This window comes from Colwellia sp. MT41 (assembly GCF_001444365.1).
Taxonomy (GTDB): domain Bacteria; phylum Pseudomonadota; class Gammaproteobacteria; order Enterobacterales; family Alteromonadaceae; genus Colwellia; species Colwellia marinimaniae.
The window spans coordinates 1132047-1150217 of the sequence record NZ_CP013145.1 but is presented as its reverse complement, the minus strand read 5'-3'; the positions used below and the strand labels follow the sequence as shown (position 1 = coordinate 1150217).

Below are 18171 nucleotides of genomic sequence, written 5' to 3'. Positions count from 1 at the left end.
GCGAGAGTTAAAGGAAAGTGTTATAAATAATAGAGTCGTTGTAGCATTTGGGTCTTTATCATGCCATTTTTTCTCATTAAATCTAATAACCCACAAAAAGTTAATTATAATAATAGTTCAAAAGGTTTTTCACTCGTTGAACTCATGATAACTATTGCCGTAGCCGCTATCATGATCACTATCGCAATTCCTAGTATGACTGTTTTTTTAGTGAAAATGCGTATTGATAATGAAATAAGTCAGCTTAATCGTTTAGTGCTTTCAGCTCGAAATAGTGCAATAACGATGGAGCAAAATGTTATCATTTGTCCACTAGAAAATGGTGTCTGCACGACAAACTGGCAAAATGAATTGACTGCATTTATTGATTTAGATAACAACGGGCTATATACAGACGATCCTTTAGCGCCTGATACTCTAGTAAAAATAAAGGCAGCGACTACAGCCGGTGACACCATTACTTATGCGGGTCAAACCAGTATAAGGTTTGCTCCAACAGGTACGTTAACCACTGCTGCAAGCATCTTTATATACTGCCCACAAAATGACAAGAGTCTCGGACGGGCTATTGTTTTATCAATTTCCGGACGAACTTATGTCACTACTGATGCTAATAATGACGGTCATGATGAATTCAGGAACGGCGGGAATGTTATTTGCCCATAATAGTCACCTAAATATTACCAGCGTTCTGTATTCAAACGAGTATCTTTTCTCTAACCTATTAGGCGTTAGTATGCATTATATCCGGCTGCTAACATCAAGGTCCTTAAGTTCAGGCAAGGTCAAATATTTAACATGTCGAGGTAATGTGCATATCTCAAATAAAAAAGCCCCATCTAATAATACAGGGCTATTCTAATCGACATTATTAACTTACCTTAAGCTTTGCCGTTTACCTGAACAAACTTTTATCTAACTGCCTCGCTTTTGCACTGCTAAAGCGCTCATGCTCTTGTACACACTGCTTGACTTTATATACGGTCTTTTGAGTGTTGTGTTTACCCACTTTCCTACCTTGCAACATTTTCATTGCCTGGCTTGGTTTGTTAAAACGACCCATCACAAAACGGATATCATCACCACCACCTTGGTACTCCACAAAACATTTAACCTGCATTTGTTTGCCCAAGACAGCTTCATACTTTTGTTGATGGTTTTTTTCAGCTATTACAGTAAACGATAATAATAATGCTGACATAGAAAAAAATGCAACACCACAAAAAGTAAAATGAACTTTAATCATATTATTTCTCCCAACAAGTCGGTGAATTAGCACCTTGCTGCCCGGCTTCATTGATTGTTAAACTAGGGCAATAAGTATCCCTACTCTGTCTACCTTGTGCTGTAGCAGTTAAAATAAAGGTGGTGCCGTTATTAGCAACCACAGAGCTAATACTATAATTTTTACTCTCGGTCACATAAGGATTGGCTGACATGCCTAAGTCTGTCATATCGGCACTATAACTGCGTCTATCAACAAACAATTGCTCTTGTAAATTAGCTAAACGCATTAATTCTCGTTGTGCCTCAGCCCTGTTTGAACGCACAACAAAATCAGCATAAGAGGGATAAACCACGGCGGCTAAAATACCAATAATGGCAACAACAATCATTAATTCTATCAGGGTAAATCCTTGTTGCTTTTTAACTATCGCCTTATTTTGCGGCATTATTGGTTCTCCGTACTATAAAGATAGGTGCGTGTAGTTCCTAAAGAAAAACCTACATTAATGACCTCATCACCAACAATAATATCTCCTTTAGCTTTATCCACTGTCGTTGGGTCACCATCACTTTCAGGTATCACAATTAAAGTAGGCGCTCCCAACCAGTCATTATTGATTTTATAAACACGGTTATCATCATCACGCACATCTTGAAGGTACAAGTTCTTTCTAATACCTAAGGCAAGATCTACCGCATATAACCATCCACTTCCTTCCGGTGGTTTACAATCAATAATAGTTCCATCAGGCGCAGGCGTGTAAGTAGTAAAATAAGCAATGCCATTAATAACTAACCCCGCTGCAGTGGCTTTTTCACCACTTTGTAATAAATCGATATACCAACCCGATTTTTTACTTACCAACAGTTGCAAGTCTGCTTTTGCTTGTGGGGTGGAAGCATTTCCAAAAGGATCATAGGTATAGGGATATAAATCATCTTTAGTAAATCCTGCCGTAGGGACCGGAGGAGTACTACTATCAGAAAATGTTTGAGTGATTATATTACTGTCCTTAATCATATAGAGAGTGTCCGAAGTATCAGTACCTAAAGGGTCTGATCTATCTCCTGAGCCAATTAAAACAGCATCATAAGGGATCTCTTGATGAACTGTGATAGTTTTTTTACCGCCTTGACCATCAGAAACCTCTGTTTCTATAATTTCAGAAATAAGTGCTCGCACAATTGTCGGCTCATAAAAGAAGCGCTGATCATCATCTCCCCCCCCAAATGTAGCCAACTCAAATACTGAAATATGCTTTGTTTCATCATCTGGCATATCAACTCGCCAGATACTACCACCCGTATCTCCAATATATAAGCGATCAACTAAGCCATTACCGGTACTATCAAGCAAGCCGATAGCAGAAGCTATACTATGAGAGCCTGGAAAGACTGTAGTACCATTCTGAGGTAACGCACTCCACAATATGTTGCCGGTTTCTGCGTCAAGCATGTAAATTGCTCGACCTTTAGTATCAGAAGTTGCTAAGCCGTCACTATCTTTATTAACATCATAACCACCACCAATAAAGAGCACGGGGCTAGCAGTGTCACCTGAAGTATTAAGTGCTGAATAACCGACTTTAGGTTGTGACCAAGATTGACCAAGTTCCTCAAAACCATCTGTACCACTATCAATATGCCACATCAACTTAGGTGCATCTGGTGTGGTAATATCTAAAGCATAATATGAGCTGCCCCCTCGGCGTAAACCAAAGAAAATCCATGCTTTATCGGTGCCGCTGTCTATTTTACCATTGCCATTTTTATCATATAAATGCAATGTAATTTCACCATCAATACCGTAGACTTTATTCGAAGATGCGTAATTATCACGTAAAGGTTTTATATTATGGATGAATTCTTTTGGCATAAATGCCCAACTTTCTTCTACTGTGGCACCACTATCTTTAAACATATGCAAGGCACCTGAGTTAGTACCAATCACAATACGTATACTCGTTCCATAGTTAACCACTAAAGGTTTGGAGTGTAGTGGGTCACCAAAAACATCGGCTCGCATGTCATCAAATTCGTTGTCATTGTTCTCATCATCAACATCAGCACCGGTTGCCCAAGCAAGCATCTCATCAACAGCGGCGCTTTCAATCGAGTCACCATTACTGTCAACAAGATCAGCCACCCCCAACATAGCGGCCAAACTCACCACGCCGGTATCGGCATCAGTAAAAGCAGCCTCAAGGTTTGTCCGGTCAAATGTAATTAAGGACCCGACGCCACCATCCATGTAAAGCGTTCTATCACTTGGTTTTTGACTATTAAACCACGCCACCACACCTCCTTTACCAACAATATCACCATCAACTTGAGGTGACCAAAAACTTTGTGCATTTTGACAAAATGTGTTGCGATCATTAACTTCACAAATTGCCTCAGTACCACCCACGCCGGTTATTTTGCCATCCTTGACTTTATATTTTTTCAAATTCCCCTGCCAACGAGCCCCAGTTTGCGGTTCAAACATAGCATAATAAACAGAATCAAGGGTTTGTGTTCTATCAAAGCTGTTAGCCGCCACCGAGGCTGAAGCCAAACGATCATTAGATTGCGGTAATCTATTAAGAATACTGATTAAAGCTTGTGTTAGTTGCAAACCACTATCAGCATGGAAATATTCCCCTTTACCTTGTCTTGCTGTTTCTACTAGTAAAGATCTTGCAGCATCCGCACCACCACTAAAGCCAATGGTATGAGTAACTACCGTTTGCTTACCATCTAAATTTGTATTTATATCGTATTCACTCATCCAGCCTGCTAGCGCTGGTAAGTAACTATCATCCTTACTATAGTTATTCCAATGGTATGAGCTTCCAATGAAATTTTTATCATCATAAATAGGCTGACCATTGGCATCATAAACAGGAGTGCCATTGCTATCAACACGCAGCACTTTGGTCTTCAGAGCAGTAATTTTACTATCCGCTCTATGATCATTAGTCGGTACACCATCAGTGATCAGAATAATATGAGCAATACTCGAAGCACAGTTATTGAAAGGACTGAGATAATCACCGTTTGACTTGACGATATCGGTGTCCGGTGGCGGTATGTTTTTATGATAATTATAAGAAGGATAATTGATATCATCATCACCGAACTCTACCCCTGCACCAGCAAAATATTGTGAGGCTTCATAAACAGATTCACAAAGCGGGGTTGCTCCATTCGGAGTTATTTGGTTATTTATAATGTTGAGTAAATCGGCCTTATTGGATGTAGTCATTTTTTGGATGCCTAAAACAATACGGCCTCCATTACCACTAGCACTACCATCACCGGCATTAAAGTTAAATAACTCTAGACCGAAGTCAACTGACGGAGTGGTCTTTATAACACCGCTGATACTTGTTATGGCTGTATCCATAAGCGTTTCTGTAAGATTACCCACAGTTTGACCGTGATACCAGCGTAGATATTTAGCCGTATATAAGGTAACATAACTCGCTGAAGCCCAGTCAACATTAGTGGTGGTCTTCAGCGGGTTATGGGATATGGGGGATTTTTTAGTGCCTAGATCGTTCACGGGATAGCCAGGAAGCAGGCCTTCGGCATTATATGTAGACCCGAGATCAACAACGCCTTCACTATCAATTATATAAGCATCATCTTCACAGTCTATTATTTCAATACCACTTAAGCTGTTATTATCGCGAATTTCACCCCAAGTACCCTTGTGCCCCTTATAGGTATATTCTCGAATATGACCAGTATAGTAACCTTCGACAGCTAAAATATCTATTGACTTTTTACAGCTATTAATAACAGCATCAAACCTGCGAGCATCATTGTGGTGGCTAGGAATTGTGGTGTTATTATCAATTCCACCCTTATTAAAATATAGGGCTCGATCCAGATAAGCATGAGCTGAATCAGTTGCCGGATATGTTAGTTCAGGGTCAAATTTAGCTGATACCGTATGCACATCACCCATACTGCCTGAAGTATCAAAAATAATCAGTACCTTAGTACTCTTACCAGCCTGTCGAACAACATCACTAATATAAAGATCAATATCTTCACTTAACGTTATATCAGATGCTGTAGCGAGCATTAACGCCAACAGGCTTTTCGCTAAAAAATTATTCATTTTATAATCCTCATACATTTCCTCAATGCCTAGCATCTATTTTAATAATTGCTGAGCTATCCCTGAATTAACTTGTACTGTACTAGTGTTATTTCGACCATATTGCTTAGTTATTTGCACCCTGAGTATGTTACAAGTAAACACCTGTACAGAAGAAGCGTTCCTTGAGTGAGGACAAGGATATTCGAGTATCAAGGGGTTATTTGATAAGCCTATACTAGCAGAAGTTATATTACCATCGGCATTACTACTGGTTAAATCAGCTAATACGGATTTATCTACGGCAAAGTTACTAATAGGCAGGGCAAAGTCATTTTTTTGACCAACGCCATGTTGGACTTGTCGAAAAATAAGCTCATCCATAGCACCAAAAGCCTGTTGGTTAGCAACGACTTGCATTTCACTCGCCCCAGACATTTTCATATCAGTGGTGGTATTTAACATTAAGGCTGAGGCAACTGCTGTTAGCGCAATTAAGAAGATGAGTGAAACCACTAAGACTACCCCACGTTGTTTACCTCGTTCAATACCAAGATAACTAGTAGGATATTGCCGATGAGAGCTTCTCTTAAGTATTGTCATTAGTTTACTCTCGCGTTATATAAAGTTATTGTTGAACTAAAAAGTAAACGACGATAATTATCGTTTACGGTTAGTGCTAAGCCGCCCATCTGATAAGTATTGTTATTTTGATATTTAAAATCGGGTAAAATGCTACGCGCCAGCACATAAACTTTAACCGCTAAAATTCTCGCCCCACCAGCATTATCCCATAAAGCCTCGCTCATATTATCGGCTGAAATATAGGCATTAATTACCCCGTCACCATTCGTATCAATACCATACATAAAACGGATCACTTCAATGCCATCAACAATAGGGTTAAAGCTCATACTAAGATTTGCTAAACGCCCTTGCATTAATACTGGTACATAGTCATTACCTACTTTCTCTTCTCTGACATAGTAAACATGGTGTTGATATTGCCAAGTGCGAGCATTATCCAATACAGGCACTGGTTGCCCTTGAGCATAAATACCACCTTGCATGACGTTAGTGTCCAAGTAATAGTTTCCTGGAGTCGTTGCCGCCACAGGAGTGCCAATCACTCGCTTAAGTTGAATAACATCAGAGCCGTCTTTAGTACGAGTACCTGTCGGAGTAGTAAAACAACCTAAAGGGTTTGGCGATCCTGCAATAAGTGTTTGCCCCCAGATTGTTCTAAAGTGGCCAATCGCGAGAGGAAAAGTTGCATTATTAACCCCTCCGCCAATACAATCATTACCTGGAGCAGCTTGTAAGCCTATAAGGTTACTAGTACTAAATCGCCCGGCATAATCGCCCCAGAAATCTTGTCTTAATAAATCATCTGTGAGTACACTAATGGCAAAGCGTCCATTTTCTTGTAACTCTCCATAGGTAGAGGTTTCCGCCGCTGTTGTCCGCATACCAACAAAAACACTCATAACTCCAGCAAATAAAACTAAGCCAACAGATAAACTGATCATCAGCTCAACCAAGGTAAAGCCTTTTACTGCTTGGCTTGGTAGTTTAACTACGTCGTACCTATTCTTAGCGTGCATACTTATCAGGTTCCTTTTCCATCACTGTCAACAGCGAGTTAGCTTTTACAGTTGAGACTATGTTAAATATTATATATAAAGGTCTGTACTACTACTTGTCGCCTCTTAGCGCCGCTAACACCACAATTAATAACCGCACTATCTGTCGTCTTGCTTTTTGCCTGCCAACTAACAACAACTGTATAAGCATTTTCAATGGTATTACCATCTTCATCCATACTTAGTGTTATACACCCCCTGCCACCAACTAAACCACCTACACTTGTACCATCATTTGTAGTAACATTTCCTCCCATAAGTGCTAATTCCCATTCATACCGGTCATTATCAATCATATTTACAACGCTAGCATCACCTTTATATACTCCGTCACCCTTAGCATAATCATTTTTTACATATTCACTTAGTGTTAAACCTGGGTCTATCGATGGTGTTTGTGCACGCATTCGGGCAATGATATCTTGTACTAAGCTTGAAGCAAGGGAGCGCTGCATTGCATCAAAACTACCTTGCTTAGCTGTTATCTGCATGGCAACTGCGCCTAAAATTCCAGTAACAAGAATAACCAAAGCAATAAGTACTTCTATAAAACTCATGCCTTGTTGCTTTTTTATTCGAGGCGATGAGAATTTATTTATTGTCTTGCCCATCATAAAGATTACTCCACTTAAATTGTTTAATCGTTTTGGTATAAATAGAAAGTAACGATTGTTTGAATGAAAATTGATAAATAAAAGAAATAATAACTAGAGAAAACGATGGGAAATAGAGTGATTTTTTTAGGGTGTACTCAATATTAAAAATACATATTTGAGAGTAATAAAATGAAGAAATTGTTAGCATGATTAACTACCCCACCATGTCCATGGCTATTATTTAGCTATACTGTATATGTACAAGAAACACAGACGTACCTTGGGATACAAACAGCACAACTCACTAAGAGTAGTTTTTCTAACACTTCATCATTATTTTTTAATGTGTACAGCGACTACTCACGGCTTTAACTCACTTAATCATAGCCCAAACACTTATAAGCACTTCATCAATGATTAAACATTGGTTGATGTTATCCAATTAAAACCGACACTGTACATTAACACTATGTGAATAAAATTTACAACATAGTGTTAACATAACAAGTTATTTTACTTTCAACTAGTAAATTAAGACTAGCGCAATTCTGCAGGGACTGCAAATACAATACTTTCTTCTTTACCTGGGTGTTCTATAACCTCACGACCACCATAGGTTTTTAAGGTTTCAACGACTTGCTTAATTAACACTGCAGGTGCCGATGCGCCAGCGGTCACGCCCACTTTTTCAACACCGATTAACCAGTCAGCTTCAATGTTTTCTGCGGTATCAATTAAATAAGAAGTCACCCCCATTTTACTCGCTAGTTCTTTTAGACGATTGGAGTTAGAGCTATTTTTTGCACCGACCACCAACATAAGATCAACTTTACTGGCTATTTCACGGACCGCATCTTGACGGTTTTGAGTGGCATAACAAATATCGTCTTTTCTAGGGCCTTCTATTAACGGGAATTTAGCATGAAGTGCAGAGATAACATCCATGGTGTCATCTACTGATAAGGTGGTTTGGCTACAAAAATAGAGTTTTTCCGGATTTTTAACCTCAAGGTTTTTCACGTCCTCCGCTGACTCAACTAAGTAAATACCCGCAGAGTCACTACTATATTGTCCCATAGTACCTTCCACTTCAGCGTGTCCAGCGTGGCCAATAAGAATACACTCGATATTCTTCCGGCTGACACGAGACACTTCCATATGAACTTTAGTGACTAAGGGGCAAGTAGCATCAAATACTTTTAATGCTCTAGCTTTAGCTTCGTCTCTAACCGCTTTAGAGACACCGTGTGCACTGAAAATAACGGTATTATCATCAGGTATTTCACTAAGCTCATCAACAAAGATAGCGCCGCGTTTTTTTAGACCATCAACAACAAACTTGTTATGGACAACTTCATGACGAACATAGATAGGCGCACCAAATAAATCTAAAGCGCGTTCCACTATACTAATGGCTCTATCCACACCTGCACAAAAACCACGAGGATTTGCTAAAATAATTTCCATACCTTCCCTTCAAATAAGCAACAACAAAAGCTGTTTTACATTATATCAATGAAACATAATAATTATCTATATTTTAACCGCGGCTAAAGTAACTGACAAGAAGTAGTACATATTGTAGGGGTTATACCAGAGAGAGAGAAAATAAAAAAAGCGAACTTAGTTAAAAGTTCGCTTTATCAAAAAAGTACCCTTGGTGAATATTATAGCAAGCCGAGCTTTTTATACTCTTTTGCCGCAACGGCACTTGGCAAGGGGATATAGCCATCTTTTTCAACAATGGCTTGACCTGATTTAGACAGTATCATTTTTAAAAATTCAGCTTCCATAGGTGGCAGCGACTTATTAGGATGTTTATTTACATATACATACAAATATCGCGATAACGGATATTTTCCTGAAATGGCATTTTCCATATTAGCTTCAATATAGTTTTTGCCTTTTTTAGCTAAAGGTAAAGCTCGGACTCCAGAGGTACGATAACCTATACCTGAGTAACCAATACCGTTCAGTGAGGCTGATACGGATTGAACGACCGATGCTGAACCAGGTTGCTCATTGACACTATTTTTAAAGTCCCCTTTACATAACGCTTTCTTTTTAAAGTAGCCATAGGTACCCGAAACAGAATTTCGACCATATAATTGTATATCTTTGCCTGTCCAAGCTCCTGATAAACCAAGGTCTCCCCAACGGTCAATATCTTTATTAGCTCCGCATTTACGATTGTTTGAGAATATAGCGTCGACTTGAGCGATTGTTAGCCCTTTTAACGGATTATCTTTATGAACAAAAACAGCTAAAGCATCAATAGCGACTCTAACTCTAGTAGGTTTATAACCATAGCGTTTTTGAAAAGATTCAATTTCTCGCATTTTCATTTTACGGCTCATCGGCCCTAAATTTGCTGTGGCTTCAGTCAATGCCGGTGGCGCAGTTGAGGAACCGGCGGCTTGAATTTGTATATTCACGTTTGGATAAGTACGCTTAAACTCTTCGGCCCAAAAAGTCATCATATTGGCTAATGTATCAGAGCCAACTGAAGATACATTGCCCGATATACCGCTAACTTTTTTATATTCTGGTAAGTTGTCATCGAGCGCGAGAGCAGAGAAACTAACTAGACTTGATAAACTAATAATACTTAAAATTTTTTTAAAACTCATGGTGTCTCCAATAAGAGTTTGAACTGATTGATTATGCACACTATACGAAGTTAACATGACAGTTATATAGATGTTTTATGACAAAATTATGACGGTAACTATAAAGTAATATTCACCTTCAATCTTAGCTAGCGCGCAGTATCCGACAAAGTACTTTGATCAAAACAAATTGAGAATTCACTGCCTTTACCCCAATGACTATTAATAACCAATTCAGCTTGGTGGTGTTGTAAAACATGCTTCACTATTGCTAAGCCTAAACCAGAGCCACCTGTATCTCTAGATCTGGACTTATCTATACGATAAAAGCGTTCGGTCAATCGATTTACATGTTCAGGTTTAATACCATCACCGTTATCTTTAACGGAAAAAATAGCTTTATCGTCTTGTAACTGCCAACTAACCTTGATGCAGCCATTGGGCGGAGTATAGGCAATAGCATTAGATAAAAGATTAGCACAAGCACTCTTAAGCTCAGTTTCAGCACCCCAAATTTTAACATTACTGCTAATATCTAACGTAATTGCATGCTGTTTATCCTGATTAAGCCAAGCGACCTCATCAACCAAGGTAGTAATTAATTGCGCCATATCTACCCATTGTTTTTCATCATTACTATTATTCTCTATTTTCGCTAGATTGAGTAATTGTTCAACCAGACGATCCATGCGAGATACTTGCTCTTCAATAGTCTGAAATGCTTTTTGCCAATGAGGCTCAAATGAAGCCTTTGAAGCTTGGATCATTTCAACATAACCGCGAACGACGGTTAAAGGTGTTTTTAGTTCATGGGAGACGTTGGCAACAAAATCTCGACGCATATCTTCTAAACGCTGAATATTAGAAATATCTCTTGCCAAGAGGAGCACATGCTCGCTGCCATACGCCATAATACGTATCTCTAATTGTACTGCTGGGTGTAGAGGAGAAATTAACAGGCAAGGAGACTCAAAATTTTCTAAGGCTAAGTAATCAGCGAATTCTGGCGCGCGTAACAAGTTATCTATGCGCAGACCAAAGTCATCCGGCCATCTAACCCCCAAAAGCCGCTGTGCTTTTTTGTTACCCCACTCGATGGTTAATTCTTCTGATAACATTAATGCCGCATCGGGCAGTGCTTCAGCACCATCACGGAAACGGCGGATTTTTTCATTGAGCTGCTTTTGTTTATTACGTTGCTGTTTCACTTGACGATATAGACCATCATATAAATAGCCCCATACACCATTTGCTTGCGGCGGAGACAATGCCTTAGATTGCCATAGCCACTTAATTAATTTAAAGAGATGATGGTAATGCCATAGTAATAAAAATATGCTGCTGGCAAGCATAACTAACAGCACAAGGTCAAATAACCAGCCGACAAAAGCACTGGCAATCAGTATGGCGAAGAAACGAGAAACTATGTTTTTAAAAGATAAACGAAAATACATGCTTGCCTAATTACTTTGTAACATCAAAAAAACCATAGAATGTTTACTTCTTTAATTTACTAGAAAAGCGGTAACCTGCACCGCGTACAGTTTGAACAAAATCATCATGACCTTCTCCTGAAATAGCTTTACGCAAACGCCTTATGTGCACATCAACCGTTCGATCTTCCACATAAACATTGGTGCCCCAGACATTATCAAGTAACTGTTCTCGTGAATATACTCTTTCAGTATGGGTCATAAAAAAGTGTAATAATCGAAACTCGGTCGGCCCTAGATCCAAACTCCTTCCGTTGATGGCAACACGATGAGAAACGGGATCGAGCTTGAGACCATGAAAGTCAACTTCCTCTTCAAGAGACGTTGGTGAAACACGACGAATAACGGCTTTAATACGGGCAATAAGCTCTTTAGGGGAAAAAGGTTTAGTCACATAGTCATCAACTCCTGCCTCAAAACCTTTTACTTTATCATCTTCATCACTTCTGGCTGTTAGCATAATGATAGGGATGTTACGAGTGTATTCATTTTGCTTTAGTTTTTTTGCCAAGGATACACCGGTGCCACCAGGCAACATCCAGTCAAGTAATATTAAATCAGGGTAGGGTTCATGAATTTTAGCTAGGGCTTGCTCGATATCACAAGCCTCAATAGCATTAAAGCCATTTTGATCTAATACAAAACAAATCATTTCCCTGATAGGGGTTTCATCCTCAACGACTAATATATTCCGACTCATGTATACATCCTAATAATATGAATAACTGATGGAACCTTCTGCTAGTAAACTAATATTAACAAACGGTCATACTCGATAGCTTATTGTGCCGAAGTTAAGTGACAGTTTTATGACAAAAAGAAAATTATCAAGCAAACTTAATGCTTTAGCAAGCCTATAGACACAAAAAAAGCCGCTGACGCGACTTTTAACTGATAATTATTAACTAAGCATTAACAATACTATTAAAATTTAGAACTTATACTGAATACCCGCAGCTAAATAATCTTCATCATTGGCGCTATCTAAATCAAAACTAGTATAAAAAACATAAAGTTTAGTGCTTTTCGCAAGTTTGTAATCTATACCCGCAGTTATGCCATTACGACTGTCACCGACTTTATGATCTGCTGCTTGAAACTGCCCTTTTAAGGTAATGTTATCAAAAGAATATTTGGCTGAAACCATCACACCATCCATTTCAGCACCCGTTGCAATTTCTTCTTGGTTTTGCAACATTAAACCTAAGGTGACACCGGCAATTTTACCTGACACGGTAACGCGCATGGTTTCAAAGTGCCCTGAAACTGCGCCATCTTTTGATTTTCCTTTGACATCAGAATCAAAGGCAACTGCAGCATAGATATTTGATTTTTTTAAATTTTTATCACCGTAAAATACTGCCATAGAATAAGCATCTTCAGCCTTAATGGTTTTCTCTTCATCAGAATATACTGCGTCTTCAGCCATATAAGTCAGACCAAACTGTAAACCCTTAAATTTGGGCGATTTATAACTAATAGTATCACTTAAACGGTTTTCACCTACCCAAAGGTGTTTGATATCACCATTATAATCACTAAATATATCCACTTTACCTTGTGACTGCTTTAACATGGTGTCGTTTTTACCGAGTAAAACTTCACCAAAAAAACCACGTAAGCCGATATATTGATTACGCGTCTTAAAGGTCTCGCCATCGCCATCTATATCCACTTCAAATTCAGCTTTATATACCACCTCTAGACCTTCACTTAGTTCATGAGTGCCTTTAAAACCAAGTCGTGAGGCATTACTTTTAATTTCAGTAAATCTACCATCACCATCATCTGATGATTGTACTGAAACATCAGCTCTACCATAAATATCTACAGATGCAGCCATGGCAGGTACAGTCGCAGTATAAAACATTGAGACTAGTAGTACTTTTTTAGAAAAATTCATTTTGTTAAACCTTGAGTTATTAGTTATTAATGACTGTTTGATTATTATAATATGGCGATTTTTTCTTCCGTTTCTTATAATAAAAATAGTAAACTTCCCATAAAAACAGATAACTCATTTTATTGCCTTAGGCTTTCGTTAGCACTTTATCGGCTGCAAACATTGGCATAGTTAATAGAAAACAAATCGTTATTGCCCTAAGGCTTTAATCTGTTTCACGAGTATATCTAAATAATAAATGGGGAGTAAGATGACTGATTAATAGTGAGTAGCCTACAAGATCTTTATTGCACTTTTATTACAACCGTAAGATTAACTTTATAAATAACACCTCTAACTGCCATAGTATCTATTTATATAAAATAATGTTTCAATTGGATAAATTAACTAATTAACATAATTTTAGACCATAAATTTTAATTTCGCGCACTTTTAAAATTGATTTACTAGAATTAACAATAAGCTCCTATAAATCACCTAAAAGATAACTGATATGAAAATAACCAGTATATCTCGTAAGCTGCTATCAAAAGTACTCTCTGTTTATTTTATTTTGACCTTCAGTGTTACGGGCATTCAAATTATTGCTGAATATTTTAATACCAAGAGTCATATCAATAGTGAGCTACTGACCTTACAGAAAACCATTAGTGGCAGTTTAACTCGCGCAGTTTGGGAGCTTAATACCCAACAAGCTATTGATATATCTGAAGGCCTAATCGCCATCCCTATGATTAAGGGAATCACAGTAACGGATGAAGCTAATAAAGTTATCACTCAACTTGGCGAAGTACTTACCCTGTCCTCAACCGCCCAAGAAAGCTATAGCGAACATCAAAGTATAAGCTCTATTAGTGAAGGTTTATTTGGACACTCTTTCCCATTAATATTTGAATTTTCAGGCCGAACAACTACCGTTGGTACCGTTACTTTATTATCGAGTAATGATGTTATATTTGGTCGGATAGAAGTAGGCATATACTTTCTTATCGGCAACGCTATTGTAAAAACGGCGTTTTTGATCTTTTTATTCTCATTGGCTTTTACCAAGTTATTAACTGAGCCTCTACAAGAGCTCACCGACCAAATGAAGCAACTTGATTTACATGACCCTGAAGCGTCTAAATTTCATAGTATGAATAATGAAAGAAATGAGCTGAATGTCCTAGAAGATGCTTATAACAACCTTATCGATGAGCTGGTTGCATTTAAAGACAAGCTGGCATTATCGCAACGAGAAACAAATTTAGCCAATGATAAATTAGATGAGCAAAACTTGTTACTTGAACAAGAGGTGGCAAGAAAAACGTCGACGTTAAGCCGCACCTTATTACGAATGGAAGTACAACAAAAGGATATGTTGGCTCAGCAGCATCAGTTAAAAGCAGAAAACAACCGTCGCCGTAAAACCGAAACCACGTTAATCACGACCAATAAAGATTTAAAAATTTCGATAATAGAATTGAGTAGAGCTCAAGATAGGCTGTTAGAAGCCGAAAAAATGGCCTCACTGGGCTTGCTGAGTGCTGAAGTTTCTCATGAAATTAATACCCCCATTGGTATTAGTATTACCTCAGCAAGTTACCTCTCAGATATCATCCATAAATTTCAACAAGACATCAATGCGCAAAAACTGTCTAAACGTACTATCGACAGCTTTATTGATAATGCTGGGCAATGTGTTGAACTACTTTCAAATAACTTACAAAGAGCAGCAGAATTGATCACCAGCTTTAAACAGGTCGCTGTTGATCAAACTAATGACAAAGTGAGATTAATCAATGTTGCTAAATACCTTGATGAAATTATTCATTCAATTCATCCTAAATTAAAGAAAACCAACCATAGTATCAAAGTTCATTGCGATCCACATATTGAAATATATACCCACCCAGGGGCTATAGCGCAAATTATTATCAATTTAATTATCAATTCTATTTCTCATGGTTTTCCAAATATTAACCGCGGTGAAATGACTATTGATATTGCCGTAGAACAGCAAAGGCTAGTGATACTTTATCGTGATAATGGTGTCGGGGTTAATGAGCAGCAGCTTGAGCGGATATTTGAGCCATTTTACACCACTCAAGCAAACAACGGGGGTACCGGTTTAGGCACTCATATTATCAAAAATCTTGTCATAGACACCCTTAATGGCTCTATCGATGTATATTCTGCAGAAGGTAAAGGTTTAAGGTATCGCATCACCTTCCCAGATATGAGGTATAGTTAAAAAGCTTGCTGCCTAAATAGCATAATTCAGGTATGATAATCGCCAAAATACGCCCTTATCAGCCTAGGAATTACTTATGTGGTTTAAAAACCTATACTTTTTTGCCTTTACTCGCCCATTTGAATGGTCAGAGGAAGACTTAGAAAAACACTTATCGGAACACCTATTTACTCCATTAGGCTCGACAGAACTAGCACACTTTGGTTGGATTAATGCTTTAGGCAAGCATGGTGACTCGAGTGTTCATAGCGCCAGCGATAATTTTTTAATCTGCGCTCGTAAAGAAGAAAAAATACTTCCAGCGCCTGTTATCAAAGATATGGTAGAACAGAAGGTTAATTTACTTGAACAAGAGCAAGGCCGCGGCGCTACAAAAAAAGAGCGGGAGCAGTTTAAAGAAGATATTATATTCGAATTACTGCCTCGTGCTTTTTCCCGTATTACCGATACACACGCTTATATCAGCCCAGTAAATAATATCATTGTCATTAATTCAAGTTCACGTGGTAAAGCAGAAGATTTATTAGCATTATTACGTAAAGTACTTGGCACCTTGCCTGTGACCAGCTTTGATCCTGATATTTGTGTCGATGAAACCATGACAACTTGGCTAAGCGAAAAAAGTTTAGGTGGCAAGTTTACTTTAGGTATGGAAGCCGAATTTAACGCTTTAGGTGATGATGGCGCGGTAGTTAGGGTAAAAAATCAAGATCTAATAGGAGATGAAATTCAAGCGCATTTAGATGCGGATAAATACGTGGTTAAAATAGCCCTAGAATGGGATGAATCTTTATCCTTTATTTTATGTGATGATTTAGCCATTAAGCGAATTAAGTTTTTTGATGTTATACAAGAAAAAAATGATGATATTGATAGCGATGACGTAGTCGCTAAACTTGACGCTGATTTTGCCTTAATGGCTGGCGAGCTAAACCGTTTTATTATCGATCTTTTAGCTGAATTTTCCATGAAAACAACGGATCCTCTAGAAAAAGATTAATATTGTGCCTTACAAGAGTGCCTTAAAATTTAATTGACACCATTGAGGGCGATATTATATCGCCCTCTTCTTATACTCAATGACACCACTTTCTTTTATATAAAATATTGACTAGCTAAATAAACATAGCTCTTACCGCATCACATTTTTCTTTGAATTCATCACTGTCCATGTAATCCACATCAGGTAAGATTCCTTTCTTAGTATAACTGCTTAACAGTGCCTCTTTAGTTGACTCATTTTTAAAGACATTATGATAAATAGCCCCAGCACGAATGAAATCTAAATAGTGTACCTCGGTAGGTAAAATCGTTAAGTCGCTCCAACTTTCTGCCAAGAGAGTAAACTCCTCAGAAAAACCCCAACTGCGGGTGATATCTCCGCCAATTCGCCCAGATAACTTAATAATGGCTTGCTTCAAAAAAGTCGGATTAGCAAAAATATCGGGGTGATTTTCAGCCTCAGTTAAAATTGGTAATACGCCAATATTATGTACAAGTGCCGCCAAGGTAATAGTATCTAAAGAAAGTGAAGTATGTTTATGCTCTTTTAAATACATAGCCATTAAACTTACCGCCACCGAAGCAATATCAATGGTTTTTAACCAAGCTTTGTTCATATACATGGTTACCACATCATTATGTGATACAAATACCTGCTCAATTGCCATCGCCGTGGCAATACTTTTTATCTGCCTTAAGCCTATACGAGTTACTGCTTGTGGAACCGTTTCAACTTTTATACTTCGTCCTAAAATAGCATTATTAGCCACTTTAAGCATACCTAGAGATAATGCTGGGTCTTGAGCAATAATATCACTCATTTCATGCAAGTTAATATCAGGATCATCGGCAGCACTTCTTACTTTTAATGCTATCTCTGGTAAGGTCGGCAGTACAAGGGTGTCTTGTTTTATTTTTTCAGTCAAAATAGTATACAGGGCATTTTCAGTTGCCATAAATCCACCTTTATTTTTATTGTGCTTAACATTAAAAGTAGCACATTTTCTAAAAATTAATATATTTCAACTTAATAGCAAGAATATTTTTTATTTCCCCCTTAAGCAATGAACCGCACAACGCTCGTTAAAGCAAGGTTAACATTGATACAGTTTACACTTATCTTGATTCAAAATAGTGGCGATAATCACTAATGAGTATAGTTTCCCGCCTATTTTATTGCGTCTTTATACTTTCATACTAGTTAACCTGAACGTCTTTCTCCCACTGCTAGCTTGAAGAAGCTAGCATCATTGCAGTAAAAACTTTTCTTAAAGATATTGCGATTTTTTAAGGGAAATGTGAATTTTAAACTCATGCAATGCTACCACGATAAAAATTAGGACAGGCTAATTACCTTGGTTACACTATATATGGG

Annotated in this window: 15 protein-coding genes; 3 read left to right on the top strand and 12 right to left on the bottom strand. The window is 38.0% G+C overall.

Annotated features, from left to right (window positions below):
• Positions 1-60: 60 nt before the first annotated feature.
• Positions 61-666, top strand: a complete 606-nt coding sequence (locus tag CMT41_RS04890) for a GspH/FimT family pseudopilin (RefSeq protein WP_057180064.1) — start codon at positions 61-63, stop codon at positions 664-666.
• A gap of 229 nt (positions 667-895) precedes the next feature.
• On the opposite strand, the gene CMT41_RS04885 is transcribed toward CMT41_RS04890, so the two are convergent.
• The 11 genes from CMT41_RS04885 to CMT41_RS04835 all read right to left on the bottom strand — a co-directional run bounded on the left by CMT41_RS04885 (position 896) and on the right by CMT41_RS04835 (position 13561).
• Positions 896-1246 carry a hypothetical protein gene (locus CMT41_RS04885; RefSeq protein WP_058026513.1) on the bottom strand — a complete coding sequence of 117 codons (351 nt, stop codon included), beginning with the start codon at positions 1244-1246 and terminating at the stop codon, positions 896-898.
• 1 nt (position 1247) lies between these two features.
• Positions 1248-1673 carry a type IV pilin protein gene (locus CMT41_RS04880; protein WP_057180062.1) on the bottom strand — a complete coding sequence of 142 codons (426 nt, stop codon included), beginning with the start codon at positions 1671-1673 and terminating at the stop codon, positions 1248-1250.
• Positions 1673-5338 (bottom strand): pilus assembly protein, encoded by a 3666-nt coding sequence (locus CMT41_RS04875; protein WP_198149787.1) that lies wholly within the window; start codon positions 5336-5338, stop codon positions 1673-1675. Before CMT41_RS04875 ends, CMT41_RS04880 begins: the two co-directional genes overlap by 1 nt.
• Positions 5339-5374: 36 nt before the next feature.
• Positions 5375-5920 (bottom strand): pilus assembly PilX N-terminal domain-containing protein, encoded by a 546-nt coding sequence (locus CMT41_RS04870; protein ID WP_057180060.1) that lies wholly within the window; start codon positions 5918-5920, stop codon positions 5375-5377.
• Positions 5920-6921: a PilW family protein gene (locus CMT41_RS04865; RefSeq protein WP_058026511.1), complete on the bottom strand. Its 1002-nt coding sequence runs from the start codon at positions 6919-6921 to the stop codon at positions 5920-5922. The genes CMT41_RS04870 and CMT41_RS04865 overlap by 1 nt, the downstream gene beginning before the upstream one ends.
• A gap of 62 nt (positions 6922-6983) precedes the next feature.
• Positions 6984-7574, bottom strand: coding sequence for a type IV pilus modification protein PilV (pilV, locus tag CMT41_RS04860; RefSeq protein ID WP_058026510.1), 591 nt, complete (start codon positions 7572-7574; stop codon positions 6984-6986).
• A 519-nt stretch (positions 7575-8093) separates the two neighbouring features.
• Positions 8094-9023 (bottom strand): 4-hydroxy-3-methylbut-2-enyl diphosphate reductase, encoded by a 930-nt coding sequence (ispH, locus tag CMT41_RS04855; RefSeq protein WP_058026509.1) that lies wholly within the window; start codon positions 9021-9023, stop codon positions 8094-8096.
• A gap of 200 nt (positions 9024-9223) precedes the next feature.
• Positions 9224-10186, bottom strand: a complete 963-nt coding sequence (locus CMT41_RS04850) for a PstS family phosphate ABC transporter substrate-binding protein (protein WP_057180056.1) — start codon at positions 10184-10186, stop codon at positions 9224-9226.
• A gap of 128 nt (positions 10187-10314) precedes the next feature.
• Positions 10315-11619: a phosphate regulon sensor histidine kinase PhoR gene (gene phoR, locus CMT41_RS04845; protein ID WP_057180055.1), complete on the bottom strand. Its 1305-nt coding sequence runs from the start codon at positions 11617-11619 to the stop codon at positions 10315-10317.
• A gap of 43 nt (positions 11620-11662) precedes the next feature.
• The gene (gene phoB / locus CMT41_RS04840) at positions 11663-12358 is read right to left on the bottom strand and encodes a phosphate regulon transcriptional regulator PhoB (protein WP_058026508.1); all 696 of its coding nucleotides are present in this window, start codon (positions 12356-12358) and stop codon (positions 11663-11665) included.
• Positions 12359-12589: 231 nt separating this feature from the next.
• On the bottom strand, positions 12590-13561 hold the full coding sequence (locus CMT41_RS04835) for a porin (RefSeq protein WP_058026507.1): 972 nt from the start codon (positions 13559-13561) through the stop codon (positions 12590-12592).
• 493 nt (positions 13562-14054) lie between these two features.
• On the opposite strand from CMT41_RS04835, the gene CMT41_RS04830 reads away from it, so the two are divergent.
• A complete protein-coding gene (locus CMT41_RS04830) occupies positions 14055-15794 on the top strand; it encodes a sensor histidine kinase (protein WP_058026506.1) in 1740 nt (579 codons plus the stop codon).
• Positions 15795-15870: 76 nt separating this feature from the next.
• Positions 15871-16794 (top strand): recombination-associated protein RdgC, encoded by a 924-nt coding sequence (rdgC, locus tag CMT41_RS04825; protein ID WP_058026505.1) that lies wholly within the window; start codon positions 15871-15873, stop codon positions 16792-16794.
• Between the two features lie 115 nt (positions 16795-16909).
• Here rdgC and CMT41_RS04820 read toward each other — a convergent pair whose 3' ends face one another.
• Complete coding sequence (locus CMT41_RS04820) at positions 16910-17752, bottom strand: HDOD domain-containing protein (protein ID WP_057180050.1); 843 nt, start codon at positions 17750-17752, stop codon at positions 16910-16912.
• Positions 17753-18171: the final 419 nt, after the last annotated feature.